Origin of the sequence: Vibrio sp. LQ2 (assembly GCF_023920125.1) — a bacterium.
Lineage (GTDB): Bacteria > Pseudomonadota > Gammaproteobacteria > Enterobacterales > Vibrionaceae > Vibrio > Vibrio fluvialis.
In genome coordinates this window covers 2,586,503-2,604,134 of the sequence record NZ_CP085308.1, presented here as the reverse complement: position 1 = coordinate 2,604,134, position 17,632 = coordinate 2,586,503, and the positions used below count along the sequence as shown (strand labels likewise).

15 protein-coding genes are annotated in these 17,632 nt (G+C 50.3%); 9 read left to right on the top strand and 6 right to left on the bottom strand.

Features of this window, described 5'->3' with window-relative positions:
- Window positions 1-111: 111 nt before the first annotated feature.
- Together LGV68_RS12140 and LGV68_RS12135 are read right to left on the bottom strand one after the other, a co-directional pair.
- Window positions 112-1,815: an FAD-dependent oxidoreductase gene (locus LGV68_RS12140; RefSeq protein WP_252535282.1), complete on the bottom strand. Its 1,704-nt coding sequence runs from the start codon at window positions 1,813-1,815 to the stop codon at window positions 112-114.
- Between the two features lie 56 nt (window positions 1,816-1,871).
- Entirely contained in the window at window positions 1,872-2,057 is a 186-nt protein-coding gene (locus LGV68_RS12135) for a DUF2892 domain-containing protein (protein WP_020328450.1), read from the bottom strand.
- A gap of 154 nt (window positions 2,058-2,211) precedes the next feature.
- On the opposite strand from LGV68_RS12135, the gene LGV68_RS12130 reads away from it, so the two are divergent.
- From LGV68_RS12130 to LGV68_RS12110, 5 genes are all read left to right on the top strand, one after another.
- On the top strand, window positions 2,212-2,514 hold the full coding sequence (locus LGV68_RS12130; RefSeq protein WP_020328451.1) for a metalloregulator ArsR/SmtB family transcription factor: 303 nt from the start codon (window positions 2,212-2,214) through the stop codon (window positions 2,512-2,514).
- A gap of 35 nt (window positions 2,515-2,549) precedes the next feature.
- The gene (locus LGV68_RS12125; RefSeq protein WP_020432696.1) at window positions 2,550-2,969 is read left to right on the top strand and encodes a YeeE/YedE family protein; all 420 of its coding nucleotides are present in this window, start codon (window positions 2,550-2,552) and stop codon (window positions 2,967-2,969) included.
- Window positions 2,970-2,993: 24 nt separating this feature from the next.
- On the top strand, window positions 2,994-3,452 hold the full coding sequence (locus tag LGV68_RS12120) for a YeeE/YedE family protein (RefSeq protein ID WP_047457010.1): 459 nt from the start codon (window positions 2,994-2,996) through the stop codon (window positions 3,450-3,452).
- A 69-nt stretch (window positions 3,453-3,521) separates the two neighbouring features.
- Complete coding sequence (locus tag LGV68_RS12115; protein WP_229601567.1) at window positions 3,522-4,502, top strand: efflux RND transporter periplasmic adaptor subunit; 981 nt, start codon at window positions 3,522-3,524, stop codon at window positions 4,500-4,502.
- Window position 4,503: 1 nt separating this feature from the next.
- Window positions 4,504-7,665, top strand: coding sequence for an efflux RND transporter permease subunit (locus LGV68_RS12110; protein WP_252535281.1), 3,162 nt, complete (start codon window positions 4,504-4,506; stop codon window positions 7,663-7,665).
- 72 nt (window positions 7,666-7,737) lie between these two features.
- Here LGV68_RS12110 and LGV68_RS12105 read toward each other — a convergent pair whose 3' ends face one another.
- A complete protein-coding gene (locus LGV68_RS12105) occupies window positions 7,738-8,640 on the bottom strand; it encodes an endonuclease/exonuclease/phosphatase family protein (protein WP_202660337.1) in 903 nt (300 codons plus the stop codon).
- Window positions 8,641-8,933: 293 nt separating this feature from the next.
- Here LGV68_RS12105 and nrdD point away from each other — a divergent pair, with 293 nt between their 5' ends.
- The 4 genes from nrdD to LGV68_RS12085 all read left to right on the top strand — a co-directional run bounded on the left by nrdD (window position 8,934) and on the right by LGV68_RS12085 (window position 13,479).
- The gene (gene nrdD / locus LGV68_RS12100; protein ID WP_252535279.1) at window positions 8,934-11,054 is read left to right on the top strand and encodes an anaerobic ribonucleoside-triphosphate reductase; all 2,121 of its coding nucleotides are present in this window, start codon (window positions 8,934-8,936) and stop codon (window positions 11,052-11,054) included.
- Window positions 11,055-11,058: 4 nt separating this feature from the next.
- Window positions 11,059-11,526 (top strand): anaerobic ribonucleoside-triphosphate reductase-activating protein, encoded by a 468-nt coding sequence (gene nrdG / locus LGV68_RS12095; protein ID WP_024375454.1) that lies wholly within the window; start codon window positions 11,059-11,061, stop codon window positions 11,524-11,526.
- Window positions 11,527-11,599: 73 nt separating this feature from the next.
- Entirely contained in the window at window positions 11,600-12,781 is a 1,182-nt protein-coding gene (locus LGV68_RS12090) for an amino acid aminotransferase (RefSeq protein ID WP_158126218.1), read from the top strand.
- Window positions 12,782-12,807: 26 nt separating this feature from the next.
- On the top strand, window positions 12,808-13,479 hold the full coding sequence (locus LGV68_RS12085) for an ATP-dependent zinc protease (RefSeq protein WP_020328460.1): 672 nt from the start codon (window positions 12,808-12,810) through the stop codon (window positions 13,477-13,479).
- Window positions 13,480-13,632: 153 nt separating this feature from the next.
- Here LGV68_RS12085 and fruA read toward each other — a convergent pair whose 3' ends face one another.
- The 3 genes from fruA to fruB are packed head-to-tail and all read right to left on the bottom strand — an operon-like array spanning window position 13,633 to window position 17,491.
- Window positions 13,633-15,375 (bottom strand): PTS fructose transporter subunit IIBC, encoded by a 1,743-nt coding sequence (fruA, locus tag LGV68_RS12080; protein ID WP_222737962.1) that lies wholly within the window; start codon window positions 15,373-15,375, stop codon window positions 13,633-13,635.
- Window positions 15,376-15,393: 18 nt separating this feature from the next.
- Window positions 15,394-16,347, bottom strand: a complete 954-nt coding sequence (gene pfkB, locus LGV68_RS12075) for a 1-phosphofructokinase (RefSeq protein ID WP_024375458.1) — start codon at window positions 16,345-16,347, stop codon at window positions 15,394-15,396.
- Window positions 16,348-16,357: 10 nt separating this feature from the next.
- Window positions 16,358-17,491, bottom strand: a complete 1,134-nt coding sequence (gene fruB / locus LGV68_RS12070; protein ID WP_020432690.1) for a fused PTS fructose transporter subunit IIA/HPr protein — start codon at window positions 17,489-17,491, stop codon at window positions 16,358-16,360.
- Between the last annotated feature and the right edge of the window lie 141 nt (window positions 17,492-17,632).

The window sequence follows — 17,632 nt, the reverse complement described above, 5'->3', positions numbered from 1 at the left end:
ACTCACATTAATAAATAGTTTGTATGAAGCATTTCATAGGGCAGGTTGTTTTGAGTACAAAACAGCCAGCACGAGGTGCTGGCTGTTTATTAACAAGAAAATGCGACAACGTTAGGCTTTTGCAAACAGGTAGGTACGGTAACCACCGAGCAAGTTGCGAGCTTTGTAGCCGTTGTTGACGAGTTGGCGATAAGCGACATTGCCGCGCAAACCAACCTGACAGTAGATGATGATTTCTTTGTCTTTTGGCAGTTCGTTCATGCGCTGACGCAGTTGGTCAACCGGAATGTTGATGGCGCCTGGCAGATAACCGACATTTTGCAGTTCGCCCGGATTACGCACATCGAGCAACACTTGTTCATCGGTGAGGCTGTCGATTTCATCAAAGTGAATCGCTTTTGCATCACCTTTCATGATGTTGGTGGCGACAAATGCGGCTTGGTTGATCACGTCTTTTGCACTGCCGTAAGGCGGCGCGTAAGTCAGCTCAAGATGTTGCAGCTGCTCAACAGTCATACCAGCGCGCTGCGCAACCGCCATGACGTCGATGCGTTTGTCGATGCCATCTTTACCCACGGCCTGAGCGCCGAAAATCTTGCCTGATTTCGGATCGAACAGCATTTTGAATGACACAATTTCAGCACCAGGATAGTAGCTCGCGTGGCTCGCGGTATGAACGTAGACTTTCTCGTATTCGATACCCGCACGCTTGAGTTGCTTCTCGTTTTTACCTGTTGAAGCAACAGCCAAGTCGAAGATCTTACAGATCGCGGTACCTTGAGTGCCTTGATAGGTTTCGCTGCGACCAAGCATGTTGTCTGCGGCCATACGACCTTGACGGTTGGCAGGGCCAGCCAGTGGCACTAAGGTCGATTGACCCGTCACAAAGTCCTTTTCTTCAATTGCGTCGCCAACGGCATAAATGTTTGGATCGCTGGTTTGCATGTGTTCGTTGGTATAAATACCCCCCAGCTCGCCAATTTGCAGGCCTGCTTCAGCGGCGAGTTTGGTTTCTGGGCGCACACCAATCGCCATGATCAGGATATCGGTGGTCAGTGTTTCTCCATTGCTCAATGTCAGGTCGAGCTCACCGTTCATGTGTTGATGTTCGATATTTTCACCGGAATCAATGCTTGGCATTGAGGTGGCTGGTTTGAACTCTACCGCTTGCAGCGCTACACCCAGACGCAAGTCGATGCCTTTCGCGCGAATTGCTGCGTGGGCAAAACCAGCCATTTCGCGGTCAACCGGTGTCATCACCTGATCGGCCATTTCAATCAACGTGGTTTTGATACCCAATTGGTGGAACGCTTCCATCATCTCCAAACCGATAAAGCCACCACCAATGACCGTGGCGTGATCAGGCTGGTTCATCTGAATGGTTTCCAGAATACGGTCCATATCCGGAATGTTACGCAGAGAGTGGGTGAGTGGGTTATCCAAACCCGGGATCGGCGGCACGATAGGGCCGGCTCCTGGGCTCAGCAACAGAAAGTCGTAGCTTTCTTCGTACTCGGATTGATCGAGCAGGTTACGTACGGTGATGGTTTTATCTGCACGATTAATACGAACCACTTCATTCATGACTCGCACGTCAACATTAAAACGAGCCAGAAAACTTTCTGGGGTTTGCAGCAGTAGATTCGCGCGTTCTTTAATGTCACCACCGATGTGATAAGGCAAGCCACAGTTGGCAAACGAAACGAAGGGACCACGTTCAAACATGATAATTTGTGCATCTTCGCTTAAACGACGCGCACGCGCAGCCGCGGAGGCACCACCGGCGACACCACCGATAATCACAATCTTAGTCATAAATTACTCCAAATATTTTCTAGTCCAACTGACATTACAAACATAGTGTGGACTGATTATTTAAACCCAAGTTTTTTCAAAAAGTAGGCCGCTGGACAAATCCCTGTAAACGCACTTTGGATAAGGTTCACCCCGACAAACACGGTGAGCCAGATAAAGTTCGGGTGAACATAAAACGTCAAAATCAAAGAAAGCAGTACCATGCTGCCCGCGATTACTCGTACGCCATTATCAATCGTCATGTGAATACCCTCCGTTGGATGATGGATTTACTATAGTTATATAAATTAGAAAAGTCTAATGTTAATTTGTCTAAATTTTAAAAATCTAAATAAGGTTTGACTAATTTATGTTTATTAGTATCATCTAAACAACAAGTTCACTAAGGGGATAATGATGGAAGCCGTCAATATTGATCAAATGAAGTCCAATGCGGTGGAAGTGTCTGAGCTATTGAAAATCATGGCTCACCCTGAACGTTTGATGGTGCTGTGCCAACTCACCAAAGGTGAAGTGGGGGTCGGGCAGTTGCAGCAGAGTTCGTCACTCAGTCAATCGGCATTTTCTCAGCATTTAACGGTGCTTAGAAAGCACGAGCTGATCAAAGCGCGGAAAGAATCACAACAAGTGTTCTATTCACTCGCCGATTCGCGGGTTGCGCAACTGATTCAAAGCCTTCAAACCGTATTCTGTGGCTAAGTATTTTAAATTCAGAGAGATAATAAGAGGACACTATGACGTTTACCATGCCTTGGGAATCCCTGCTAGGAGGCGTGCTATTGGGTATTTCAGCGACAGTGATGTTGCTCATGAACGGAAAAATCGCGGGTATCAGCGGTATTCTAACCGGACTCTTGACGCCCAAGTCGCGTGATTTTGCGTGGCGCTTGTTGTTTGCGGTTGGCATGGTGTCCGGCGGCGTTTTAGGTGTATTGGCATTTGGCAGCCACATTCCGACGGAATTTAACGCCAGTTCTTTGCTATTGGCTGTTGCGGGTCTGTTGGTTGGTATTGGCACCCGTTTAGGAAATGGCTGTACGAGTGGCCATGGCATCTGTGGCATTGGCCGTTTGTCTAAGCGTTCGATAGTCGCGACGTGTGTCTTTATGGTTGTTGCCGCGGTTACAGTCTTTGTACGTCTGCACCTTGTTTAAAAACGTCAGTAGTAGGTCATCACAATGAATAATGTTTTGTTTCGATTAACGTCTCTGTTTGCTGGGCTGTTGTTTGGTTTGGGTATGGTGATTTCAGGCATGGCAGATCCTGCGAAAGTGGTGGGCTTTCTTGATGTCGCCGGTGATTGGGATCCGAGTTTAATGTTTGTCATGGGCGGCGCATTGATGGTGTTTATGCCAGCTTATTTCTTCCTGATCAAACCGAAAAGTAAACCTGTTAATGCCGAAAAGTTTTGTCTGGCGACCAATCAGTCTCTGGATTCACGCCTGATAAGTGGGGCAGCGATTTTCGGTATTGGTTGGGGGTTAGCTGGTATCTGCCCGGGGCCGGCCTTATCAAGCCTTGCGCTGGGTAACCCGGGAGTTTGGATCTTCTTCGCATCAATGATGGTTGGCTTAGGTACGACCAACTTATTGATCTGCGTTAAAAATAACCGAGAGAGTCAAACACAGACCGCTTAACATCACTATGCTTTAAGCAGCTGAATGTCAAAGGAGATTGGCACGATGAAATGGTTAACTTTGAGTATCATGGCAGCACTGAGCCAATCGGGTCTGGTGCATGCTGAAACCGTAAACAATGTCTTTACCGTCAAATCGGAGCCAATGCCGCAGGTGATTCAGCTGGATGGGGTCGTGGAGCCTGTTAATCAGGGCACGGTGGCCGCACAAACTTCCGGTCGGGTGATTGGTGTGTTTGTTGATGTGAATGATCACGTTACGCAAGGTCAGGTGTTGCTGGAAATCAGTGATGTTCAGCAATCGGCATCGTTAGACGCCGCGCAGGCACAACTGGCAAGTGCGCTGGCACAAAATCGCGAAGCGCAGGCTCAGGTCAACCGCTATCGCCAGTTGTTTCCCAAAGGCGCGATCTCGCGTGATCAAATGGATTCCGCCGAAGCGCGCGCGCGCAGCGCAGCAGCGTCGGTGAAATCGGCCCAGGCAGCGGTCGCGCAGGCTAAAGAGTCGCTCGGTTACACCAACATTACGGCGCCGTATGCCGGCGTGGTGACACAGCGCCATGTTGAACTGGGCGAAACGGTGGCACCGGGAACGCCGCTGATCAGCGGTTTTTCACTGGAAAAACTCAGAGTTGAAACCGACATTCCCCAGCGCTATCAGGATAAAGTGAAACAGGAGGCCCAGTTCCATGTTCTCGCGCCATCCGGTGACGCGGTGATGCCGACCGATTACAGCCTGTTCAGTTATGCCGACCCCCAATCCCACAATTTCAAAATTCGCTTATCGTTGCCGGACAACACGCCGCTGTTGGTACCAGGTATGTGGGTCAAAACCGATTTTCAATACAGCAGCCGGGACGTACTGTTGGTGCCGAGCTCTGCGGTCATTCGCCGCGCGGAACTGAGCGCTGTTTATCGCGTCGTCAACGATGCGCGAATACTGAATCCGATTCGCCTTGGTCAAACATACGGAGACTACGTTGAAGTTCTGTCGGGCTTAGAACCCGGGGATGTAATTGCAACCACGGTATTAGCAGCAGAAGGGCAATGATATGGACAAACGACTCGGTATTTCGGGTCGCATCGCTGCGGCCTTTCAAAATTCGGCCATGACGCCTTTGTTGGCGTTGGTTGGCCTGCTCATGGGATTGTTTGCGGTCATCATCACGCCAAAAGAGGAAGAACCTCAAATCGATGTGACGTTCGCCGATGTCTATATTCCGTTTCCCGGAGCAACACCTGCAGAAGTGGAGAGTCTGGTTACAACTCCAGCAGAGCAAATAGTCTCTGAAATTCAGGGTATCGATAAAATCTATTCCTTTTCCCAGCCCGATGGCGCCATGATCGTCGCCATCTTTAAGGTTGGCGTATCGCGCAACGATGCGGTGGTGCGCATCTATAACAAGCTCTATTCAAACAAAGACTGGATGCCGCAAGGTGTGGGCGTCGGTGAACCCATTATCAAACCCAAAGGCATTGAAGATGTCCCGATCGTAAATATCACATTGTCTGACCAATCTGGTCACTATGACCAGCAACAACTCACTCAGGTCGCGCATGGGTTGGAAACGGAACTCAAGCGCATTCAAGGCACGCGCGACATTTACACCGTGGGCGGGCACAACACCATTGTCGATGTGCGTCTGGATCCTGCGAAAATGAACAGTTTTGGTATCACTATCGATCAGCTCAATCAGAGTATTCCGTCTGCGAATGCTCGTTCAACGGTGTTGGAACTGACCAGTGATAATCAGACCTTGCCGCTGCAAATCGGTCAGTTTTTGACGCATGTTGAGGACGTCAAACAGTTGGTGGTTGGCGTGCACAATGGTCTGCCTGTTTACTTGGAAGATATCGCGGCCGTTGGGCTGGGCGTAAACACCGCAACCCAGAATGTCTGGACCAGTGATAAGAGTGGGATCTATCCAGCCGTAACTCTGGCGATTGCTAAGAAGAGCGGTGAAAACGCGGTAGACGTCGCCAAAGCGGTGGAAACTCGTGTGGTTGAGCTGCAAAACCAGCTGATTCCGCATGGTATCAAGGTTGAAATCACCCGTGATTACGGTAAAACCGCCGCAGATAAAAGTAACACCTTGATTGGTAAGCTGGCATTTGCCACCACCGCTGTCGTGATTCTGGTCTTGCTGACCATGGGGTGGCGCGAAGCGATTGTGGTGGGGCTGGCAGTGATCGTGACGTTGATGATCACCCTGTTTGCTTCATGGGCCTGGGGCTTTACCCTCAACCGCGTGTCGCTGTTCGCATTGATCTTTTCCATCGGGATATTGGTTGATGATGCGATCGTGGTGGTGGAGAACATTCACCGTCATATGTCGATGGGCAAACGCAAACTGGCGGAGTTGATTCCGCCTGCGGTTGATGAAGTGGGCGGCCCGACCATTCTGGCAACGCTAACGGTGATCGCCGCTCTGTTGCCGATGGCGTTTGTCAGCGGCTTGATGGGGCCGTACATGAGCCCGATTCCGATCAACGCGTCGATGGGGATGCTCATTTCTCTGGCGGTGGCTTTTGTGGTGTCTCCATGGCTCGCCGGACATCTGTTGAAACCCGCCCAACACGACAGCGAAGGGAAAGCCGCGAATTCCGTATTCCATCGCATTATGACGCCGTTTGTCACCGCCAAACACCAAACCCGTAACCGCTTTATGCTGCTGCTTGCTGTATTGGCACTGATCGCAGGTTCGGTCTTGTTGCCTGTGTTCGAAGCCGTAGTGCTGAAAATGCTGCCGTTTGATAACAAGTCAGAGTTTCAGGTGGTGTTGGATATGCCGGAAGGCACATCACTCGAGCGTACCCAACGCGTACTGTTTGATATGGGACAGGAACTGAATAAGGTGCCTGAAGTGACTGGCTACCAGATTTATGCAGGTACGGCGGCGCCGATCAACTTCAACGGACTGGTTCGTCACTACTTTATGCGCGAACAAGCCAATCAGGGTGACATTCAAGTCAATTTGGTTGGACGTAAGGAGCGTGATCGCGACAGCCATGAGATTGCCAGTTCGATTCGCCCCGTGCTGAACAAAGTTGCTTTGAAGTTTGGCGGTAAGGTGAAAGTGGTCGAAGTCCCGCCGGGTCCGCCTGTATGGTCACCAATTCTGGCGGAAGTGTATGGTCCGACACCGGAAATTCGTAATCAGGCGGCGCGCCAGGTGCGTCAAATCTTCCGTGAGACTCAGGATATTGTCGATGTCGATATGTATCTGCCGGAATCGCATCAGAAGTGGCAGGTGAATATTGACCGCAGCAAAGCGGCGCGTCTGGCTGTCCCATACTCAGCCATTGTGGACGCGTTAGCGACGGCTGTGGGTGGTAAGCCTGTCACCTATCTGCACAGTGAACACAATAAGTACCCGATTCCGGTGCAGATCCAGGCAAGTGAAACAGCGAAAGTGCGTCTTGAACAAGTGCTGAACATGAATGTATCCAGCCAGAGCGGACAGGCTTATGCGCTGTCAGAACTGGTCAGTGTCAAACAGACCCGAATGGAAGATTACATTGTGCACAAAAACATGGTGCCGATGGTGATGGTGGTGGGCGATATGACGGGTGACATTGATAGCCCGCTGTACGGCATGTTCACTATTGGTTCTACGCTTGATCAGCAGATGAATCTGGAACAGTACTATATTCATCAACCGGATGGTCTGAGCGGCGTGGCGGTATTATGGGATGGGGAATGGACCATTACCTACGAAACATTCCGTGACATGGGGATTGCCTATGCGGTAGGTATGATTTTGATCTATCTGCTCGTCGTCGCACAGTTTAAATCCTATTTGGTACCGCTCATCATCATGGCGCCGATTCCGCTCACCATTATTGGTGTGATGCCCGGTCATGCCATGCTTGGCGCGCAGTTCACCGCGACATCGATGATCGGCATGATTGCTTTGGCCGGCATCATTGTACGTAACTCGATTCTGCTGGTGGATTTCATTAATCAGCAGGTCGAGCAGGGTGTGGCGTTTTCAGAAGCTGTGATTCAATCCGCAGCGGTGCGGGCAAAACCCATCATGTTGACCGCTCTGGCGGCGATGATTGGCGCGATGTTCATTCTGGACGATCCGATCTTCAACGGTTTGGCTATCAGTCTGATTTTCGGGATTTTTGTTTCGACAATATTAACCTTGTTGGTTATTCCCGTCCTATACTATGTGGTGATGAAAAAACGCTTTGAACTTCAGCAATGATGCATAAGCGATAACGATAGATTTGAGTAACTTGTGTCTTGCCCCGCCAGAGATGGCGGGGCTTTTTTATGCCTACCAGCTCACTTGACTGCTCATCGGACAATGATCGCTCAGTTGGTAGCTCAGTACCTGTTGGCTATCAAAGTTAACCTGCCGGGTTTCGTCCGCTTTGAGGTTAGGGCTGATGATGACGTGATCAATCAACGAACGGAACTGATGCAACTTATTGGCTTGCTGGCGGGAGCGCACTTTGCAGGTCGCTTGGGTTTGCTGGCTGGCAAGTGTCGGTTCAGCTTTCGTGCCCTGCGTCATGGCTTGCCACAACCAGTCACCACGATACGCAAGGTTGTGATTGAAGTCGCCCATGATCAGATACGCTTCCTGCTTCGACTCGCGTTGCTTTATCCAAGCATTCAGCGCTTTACCTTGCTTGAGCAGTGTCTGGCAGCTCGACTGGTTTGATTGAAACTTGCCGGAGCAACCCGCTTTTAAATGTACCGACAACGTATGCAGCGCGTTTGGTGTATCCGGATAGAGCACGATATAAGCCGCAAACCGCAGCTTGTGATTACGTTTGTCGTACAAGTCGATGTCCGGTGGATCGCGAAACGGAATTCCGTTTCGTACGGCAAATCCGGTGTATTGGTTTATGTCACCGAACTGGTGCCCGGCATGATTCGGCTGCGAGCGATCAGACAGCACGACGTGATAGCCTGGCCCCACCACATTTTCCACTGCGTCGATGCTATCCACTTCCTGAAAAGCCAGAACATCACTATTGAGCTTCGCAAAGTGCTGCCTGAGCGCGGTGAAGTCCTGCTCGGAGCGTTTACCTTTATCTTTCGGTGCAGACGGATTCAGCGTCAGCCATTCGATATTCCAACTGCTCACGGTCAGGGTATTGGCCGATACCCATGGAGAAAGTGTGAGCAGTATGACTGACGTTAAAATCGCGGTGATTTTATTTCGTTTCATCGCATTTCTTCTTATTGATTCGGTTCAGAGCACGTGCTGTCAGTGTTCCACAAAAAGCAATTATTTTTATCACAAAATAAAGTGTTTCTAGGGTTTCTTTCAGCTTTGAGATCTCAAGCTATAAGATCGATTTGTTCTTGTCCATAGGCCCTGATCGCTTGATCTAAATCAATACTTTTTCCTATGTCATCTCGTCTAATACGACACAACATATAGTGTCAGTTGGATAAAGGTAAGCCCTATATAGTGTATTTGTGGATAATCCTGTGAATATGCTGGGGTAAGGAGACAAGGTGAAACCTATCGTAATCAAACGCGACGGCTCAAAAGCCCCGTTTAACCGAGATCGTATCCAGGCTGCGGTCGAAAGTGCCGCAGACGAAGTCAGCAGTGAAATCGCCATATACGCGCTAAATGTTGCGCTCGCGGTCGAACTCAAACTCAAAGAATACGATGAAGTTCATATCGCAGAAATTCAGACACTGGTAGAGAACGAGCTAATGCAAGGGCCTTGCAAAGCATTAGCTCGTTCATACATTGAATACCGACATGATCGCGACATCGCGCGTGAGAAGCAGAGCAAACTGACCCAGGAGATTGAAGGCCTGATTCAGGAAAGCAATGCGGATCTGCTGAACGAAAACGCCAACAAAGATGGCAAAGTGATCCCGACTCAACGTGATTTGTTGGCGGGTATTGTGGCAAAACACTATGCGAAGACCCGCATTTTGCCGCGCGATATTGTTCAGGCGCACGAAGAGGGCGACCTGCACTATCACGATCTCGATTACGCACCATTCTTCCCTATGTTTAACTGCATGCTGATCGACTTGAAAGGCATGCTGACCCATGGTTTTAAAATGGGTAACGCGGAAATAGATACGCCAAAATCCATTTCAACCGCGACGGCAGTGACTGCACAGATCATTGCTCAGGTCGCGAGTCACATTTACGGCGGTACGACCATCAACCGTATCGATGAAGTGCTGGCACCTTATGTCACCGCCAGCTATCAGAAACATCTGGAGATCGCGAAAGAGTGGGATATTCATAGTCCGGAAGAGTTTGCCAGCGCCCGTACAGAGAAAGAGTGTTATGACGCGTTCCAGTCATTGGAATACGAAGTAAACACGCTGCATACCGCCAATGGCCAGACTCCGTTTGTGACCTTCGGCTTTGGTCTGGGTACCAGCTGGGAATCGCGTTTGATCCAAAAATCGATTCTGAAAAATCGCATTGCAGGCTTGGGTAAAAACCGTAAAACGGCTGTGTTCCCTAAACTGGTGTTTGCCATCAAAGATGGTCTTAACCACAAAGCAGGTGATCCCAACTACGACATCAAACAGTTGGCGCTTGACTGTGCCTCGAAACGCATGTATCCGGATATTCTGAACTACGACAAAGTGGTGGAAGTGACCGGTTCATTCAAAACGCCGATGGGTTGCCGCAGTTTCCTCAATACCTATGAAGAGAATGGTGAGTTGGTCCATGAGGGGCGCAACAACCTTGGCGTTGTCAGCCTGAACCTGCCTCGCATTGCAATTAAAGCGAAAGGTGATCTCGACAAGTTCTACGAGCTGCTGGATGACAAACTGAAACTGGCTCGCCGTGCACTGGAAACTCGCATCAGCCGCCTGGAAAATGTGAAAGCGCGCGTTGCGCCGATTCTGTACATGGAAGGCGCATGTGGTGTGCGTTTGAATGCCAATGATTCGATTGCGCAGATCTTCAAAAACGGTCGCGCTTCAATTTCACTGGGTTACATCGGTGTGCACGAAACGATTAATGCCCTGTTTGGTCAGGACAAGCACGTATACGATGACAGCGAACTGCGTGAACATGCGGTCAATATCATCCGTAAACTGCGTGACGCAGTAGACAGCTGGAAAGAAGAAACAGGCTATGCATTCAGCCTGTATGGCACCCCGAGTGAAAACTTGTGCAGCCGTTTCTGCCGCATCGATACCAAAGAGTTTGGCGTGATTGCAGGGGTTACCGACAAAGGCTACTACACCAACAGTTTCCATCTGGATGTTGAGAAGAAAGTGAACCCGTACGACAAGATCGACTTTGAATTGCCGTATCCGCATATCTCAAGCGGTGGCTTCATCTGCTACGGTGAGTTCCCGAATATGCAACGTAATATCGAAGCTCTGGAAAACGTTTGGGACTATAGCTACACCCGCGTGCCTTACTACGGGACCAATACGCCAATTGATGAGTGTTACGAGTGTGGTTACACCGGTGAGTTTGACTGTACCAGTAAGGGCTTCGTGTGTCCTAAGTGCGGCAACCATGACTCAAGCAAAGTTTCCGTTACCCGCCGTGTGTGTGGTTATCTCGGCAGCCCGGATGCACGGCCGTTCAACTTCGGTAAACAGGAAGAAGTGAAACGCCGAGTCAAACACCTTTAACACTATGAATTATCATCAATACTATCCGATTGATGTGGTCAACGGGCCGGGAACGCGCTGTACGCTGTTCGTTTCCGGCTGCGTTCATCAGTGTCGTGGTTGCTATAACCAAAGCACCTGGCCACTCGACTCTGGTCATCCGTTTACTCCGGACATGGAAGACCAAATCATTCGCGATCTCAACGATAGCCGGATTTTCCGCCGCGGTTTGTCTCTGTCTGGTGGCGATCCGTTACATCCGCAAAACGTCACATCGGTGCTTAAACTCGTGCAGCGGGTGAGGGCGGAGTGCCCGGGCAAAGATATCTGGCTCTGGACGGGCTATTTGCTGGCTGAACTCAATGATGCGCAGCGTGACGTGGTCGAACTGATTGATGTGTTAATCGACGGGAAGTTCGAGAAAGAGCACGCTGACCCGAGCCTTGACTGGCGGGGCAGCAGCAATCAAGTCATCCATTGCTTCAAATTGTAAAAATCGCTTTAGGTTTTCGCGTATCTGGTGTTTACTGAAAGTCATACTTGAATTTCAAAGGGTTGTGACTTTCATGTTTTCCCACTTACCAACACCAGCTTTAGATCCAATTCTCTCTTTGTCCGTTGCTTACCGAAATGATCCTCGTTCTGAAAAAGTGGATCTTGGCATCGGCGTGTACAAAAACAGCCAAGGCGAAACGCCAATCATGCGCGCTGTGCAACAGGCACAGGATATCGTCGTATCCACACAGAAAACCAAATCTTACGTTGGCCTTGCTGGCTGCGAAGAGTTTAACCGCAGCATGCTGAACCTGGTGCTGGGCGAGTCACTGGTCAATGAACGTGTGACGGCTATTCAAACTCCGGGCGCCAGCGGCGCGCTGCGTATGCTGGGCGACCTGATGCGTGTCGCTCAGCCTGAGACAACCGTCTGGATCACGGATCCGAGCTATGTGAACCACAAACCCGTGATGGAAGCAGCAGGCCTGAAGGTCAAGTACTATGCTTACTTCAGTCGCGATACCAAAATGGTGGATACCGACCGCATGCTGAGCGATTTGGCGCATGCCGGTCCGAAAGATGTGGTTCTGCTGCACGGTTGTTGTCATAACCCAACGGGAGCTGACATCGATTTTGCAGCTTGGCAGGCAATTACCGAACTATCACAGAAAAATGGTTTTATTCCGTTTGTCGACATTGCCTATCAAGGCTTTGGGGATGGTTTGGAAGAAGACGCGAAAGGGCTGCGCCACATGGCAAGCAATGTTGAAGAGATGTTGGTGACATCGTCTTGTTCGAAGAATTTCGGTCTGTATCGAGAGCGCACTGGCGTCGCTATTGTGTTGGGCAAAAATGCCAATGATGTCGCGAATGCGCGAGGCAAAATGCTGACGCTCGCACGTTCCACCTACACCATGCCGCCGGATCATGGCGCTGCGCTTGTCAAAACCGTGTTACAAAACGAACAGCTTACGGCTATTTGGAAGCAAGAGCTGAGTGAAATGCAACAACGTTTGTTAAGCCTTCGTCAAACCTTGTGTAAAGAGTTGAGAAATCAACATAATACGGCACAATTCGACTTTATCGAAAGCCACAAGGGCATGTTTACGGTCCTGGGGTTTGCGCCAGAGCAAATGGCTCGTTTGCGAGAAGAGTTCGGTATTTATGGTGTGGCTGATGGCCGTATCAATATCGCAGGCCTGACGGAGAAAGATATTCCTTACGTTGCGGATGCGATAGTTAAAGTCTCATAACGTTAGTAGTTTGATTAGGTGAATGAATGAAACAACAATGGAAACTCCTGGTTCCTCTGATGCTCAGTGGTGGTCTGGTTGCTTGTGCAACGACGTCGACTGAACCATCGGCCAATGTGGATCAAAAGGAACAAACCACTCAAGTTGAACAACCTAAGCAGGAAGCAACCGAAAGCGCCAAGGATGTGGCTGATACCAAGTCTGAACCCAAAGTCGAAGAGCCGAAAAAAGAGGTGAAGAAAGAAGTGGTCGTGCTCAAAGCGACGAAAACTTCTGACGGCAAGCTCATTCTGGGCGAAAAGGAATGGGTTTATGTTCCGGGTTTGAAAGAAAACTTCCTGGCTCGTATTGATACCGGGGCAACCACTTCGTCTATCAGTGCTGTCGATGTGGTGCCGTTTGAACGCGATGGCAAGGACTGGGTGAAATTCCGTATTGAGCACGAAGGCATCAAGAGCGAGGAAACCAGTCTTCCGGTTGAACGTTGGGTTCATATTCGCCAGTCAAGCACTGATGACACGCAGCGCCGCGCGGTCGTGGTGGCCTGGATTCAGATCGGTGATCTGAAAGAGAAAACCGAGTTTACACTCGCTGACCGAACCCATCTGACTTACCCGCTTCTGTTGGGGCGCAGCTTCTTTAAAGACGTTGCTGTCGTGGATGTTAGCCGCAAATTTGTTCAGCCTAAGCACAAATAAGCGGGTTGAACTGATAAATGAAAAGCCAACAAATGTTGGCTTTTTTTATGCGTGCTGAATGGAAAAAAGCCAGTGAGTAAAGCACTCACTGGCAAAAGTCGAGGGGACTTTTAAGGGGAGCCAAGATCGGTAGTTGGCTCCAATACGGGAACATTAAGCGGTAACGGCGTCTTTCGCTTGAGCGCGAGACTTCAGGAATGCGTAGCCCGCACCTGTTACAACGGTACCCACAGCAATCGCAACCAAGTACATCAGTACAGGAGTGATTGCGTTTGGAATCAGCAGTACAAACAAACCGCCGTGTGGAGCCATCAGTTTTGCACCGAACAGCATAGAAAGTGCGCCAGTAATCGCGCCGCCTACCATACATGATGGGATTACGCGCATTGGATCTTTCGCAGCGAATGGGATAGCACCTTCTGAGATAAAGCACAGACCCAGAACAAACGAGGCTTTACCCGCTTCGCGCTCACTTGGTTCAAACTTGTCGCGAGCCAGGAATGTAGCCAGCCCCATACCCAGAGCCGGAACCATACCGGCGGCCATGATGGCAGCCATTGGTGCGTAAGTTTGTGAAGCCAACAGGCCAACACCAAAGGTGTATGCCGCTTTGTTTACCGGACCACCCAGGTCGAAACACATCATTGCGCCAAGGATAATACCCAGTAGAACAGCGTTTGCTGAGCCCATGTTGTTCAGGAATTCAGTCATTGCTGACATGATGCCCGCAACCGGACCGCCCACCACGTAGATCATCACCAGACCAGTTACTAAGCTAGCCACAAAAGGAATGATCAGAATCGGTTTCAGTGCTTCCATGGATTGTGGCAACTGAACTTTATCGGCAATGAACTTGGCTGAGTAACCCGCGATGAAACCCGCAGCGATACCACCCAAGAAACCTGAGCCGATAGAGCTTGCCAACATACCGCCGATCAAACCCGGTGCAAGCCCCGGACGGTCAGCGATGGAGAACGCGATGTAACCTGCAAGAACCGGAATCATCAGTGCGAAGGCCGACCCACCGCCGATAGACATCAGCGCAGCGGCCAGTGTGCCTTCTTCTTTAAACGCTTCGATACCGAACACGAATGACAATGCGATGATCAAACCACCGGCAACCACTACTGGCAGCATGTGTGATACGCCTGTCATCAGGTGTTTGTAGACGCCTTTTTTCTCTTCCGTTGCTGCTGAAGAGTTCGCGGAACCAGAGTGTTGATAAACAGTTGCCTGGGCGAACGCTTTATCCATCTCTTCTGAGGTTTTCTTCAGCGCAGGACCTGTCTTGGTACGGTACATTTTCTTACCGTTGAAACGGTCCAGTGGTACTTCGATGTCTGCCGCAATGATCACCAGATCCGCTTCAGCAATTTCTTGATCAGTCAGTTGGTTTTTGGCGCCAACAGAACCGCGTGTTTCCACCTTGATTTGGTGGCCACGACGCTTACCTTCTTCTTCCAGAGCTTCTGCCGCCATGAAAGTGTGCGCCACGCCTGTTGGGCATGCGGTGATCGCGACAATTTTCTTAAAGCCTTCCGAAACTGCAGCAACCGGCGCTTGGTACGTAGTCGCAGCCGACGCGGAAAGTTCAGAGGCTTGCTCTGCAGCGGCTTTCAGGTAGGCAACCGGATCGCTTGTGCATGCTGAGATTTCGCTTTGATATACTTTTTTACCGACGAAACGAGTTGTGTCGATGGGCGTATTTGCCGCGACAATCACCAGCTCTGCAGCTGCGATTTCAGCGTCGGTAAGTGTGTGTCCTTCCAGCACGGATGAATGGCATTCAACAGCTGCTGTCCAGTTGAGGGATTTTGCTGCCTGTTCAAGCAGACCAGCAGCGATAATGCTATTTGCAACGCCGCTAGGGCACGCAGTAATAATGGCAATATTCATAGATGCGACCTTCTGTCCTTAGTTGTTAGTGGCAACACTAACTGGTTGTAATTGGATTTCTTTTTGTAGGGTGACTAATTGCTCAACGCTTGGTACACCAACACCTACCTGCGTAACTGCAAGAGCAGACAGGGCAGTGGCAAACGTGATCAGTTCTTCTTTATTCATGGCTTGCATATGACCCCAGCACAAACCAGCCACCAGGGTATCGCCCGCACCAACGGTACTGACAACACTCATGCGTGGCGGCTTAGCGTGAAGCCATTTACCTTGGTTTAACCACATGGTGCCGTCGGCACCCATGGAAACCACAATATTCTCGATACCTTTGTCTGCCAGATGTTCAGCAGCGCTGCGGCACTCTTGCGGAGAGTGAAGTTCACGTCCCACAAATTGAGAAAGTTCTTCATCGTTTGGCTTAATCAGCCAAGGTTGTGCGTTCAGCCCTGCGGCCAAGGCGTCGCGGCTGCTATCAAACAGAACCTTCTTGCCCAGCGCGTGCAGCTTTTCAATCCACGAAGCGCACAGCTCAGGTGACACTCCGGATGGCAGACTGCCCGCCATGACGAAGTATTCGTGTTCCTCAGCCAGAGCCATCAGAGTGTGCTCAAATACCGCGATGTCTTCAGGAAGCACCTGAATACCCGGGAAATTGATGTCGCTGACTTCACCGTTCGCTTCAACCAGTTTGACGTTGATGCGGGTCGCGCCGTCGATGCGCACGAATTGGTCGTTGGCCCCCATTTCAGCAAACAGCTGGCAGAACATTTCCTGATTGTCTCGGCCAAGGAAACCTGTAACCGTAACCTCTGCGCCAAGATCGCTCAGTACTTTGGCAACGTTGACACCTTTACCTGCCGCGTGAAGATTGCTCTCTTTCACCAAGCTCACTGAGCCCACGTTCAGCGTGCTCAGGCTACCAGTGAGATCCAGCGCAGGGTTGAGTGTGATGGTGACGACTTTTTTAGTCATGTCGCGCTCCTTAACCTTCACCCAGACCAGCGTTGATCGCTGCACCGATGGATTCCAGCGCTTGCGCGGCATCTGGGCCTTCTGCGGTGAATTGCAGTTGGTGACCGTGTTTTACGCCGAGCGCAATCACTTTCATCAGGCTCTTCGCGTTTACGATTTTGCCGTCGCCATCAAGGTTCGCCACTTTGATGTTGGACTCGAATTTCTTCGCTTCCGCAACCAACATCGCGCCAGGACGGGCGTGCAGGCCGTGCGAGTTTTTGATCTTGAAGATTGCAACATTACCTTCGCCAGCAGCAGGAGCTTCTTGTTCTTCTTGAGTAAACAGGGCAACCAGAGCTTCCGCAGAGGTGTTCAGCAGTTTTTCTTGCTGTTGGTTAAAGACGATGTCTGAGATTTTGCTCAGGAAGGCTTGATGAGCACTGTTGCATGCAGCAAACGCAATCAGCGCTTTAACAGCCACACCTTCGTATTCACACGCATTGGCTGTCGAAACAAATGACATGCCAGTGCGTTTTACCGCTTTGTCGCTGCTCACTAGCCACAAACCTTTACCTAGGTGCGTTGGCTTTTTAGTGACCAAATCCGCGACGAATTCCGCTTCTGCGCAGCCAGTGTTTTTCAGCAGGCCGCCAGCCACTGCGCTCATCTGTACCATGTCGCTTGCCGGGAACAGCAGTTGAATCAGAGAGGCGTCGAAGTCGGCTTCAAACTGAACGTCGCCGTTCAGTAACGCGATGATGTCGTTTGCGGTTTTCGCTTGTTTCAGTTTCTCTTCTACACCGTCAGCAGACAGCACTTTAGTCAGTTGTTTCAGGATGCCTAAGTGTTCGTCAGATTTTGCAGCGATACCGATAGCCACGTAAACGGTGTTACCGTCGCCCCAGTCAACGCCAGCAGGGAAGTGGTGAACCGCAACGCCGGTTTCTTTTACCAGATCACGGGTATCAGTGGTGCCGTGAGGAATGGCAATACCGTTGCCCAGAAACGTTGAGTTCTGTGCTTCGCGGTTCAGCATACCTTCCACGTAGCCCTGATCGACTAACCCTTTGTTAGCAAGATCAGCGGCGATAGAACGGATTGCATCCAACTTGTTTGACTGCGCTTGCGCCAGTTGAATGTCTTTAGTAGTGAGTTGCAGCATGTTTGGCCCCTTTCCGCCATCGATATGGCGTTTTGTTGTCACCGCATGGCAATTGCGGCGTCAGGTGTTACCCTGCTTTATAATTTTAGCTGAATCGTTTCAGCATTTAGTTCAAAAAATTCAGCAAAACCACCAATTGGC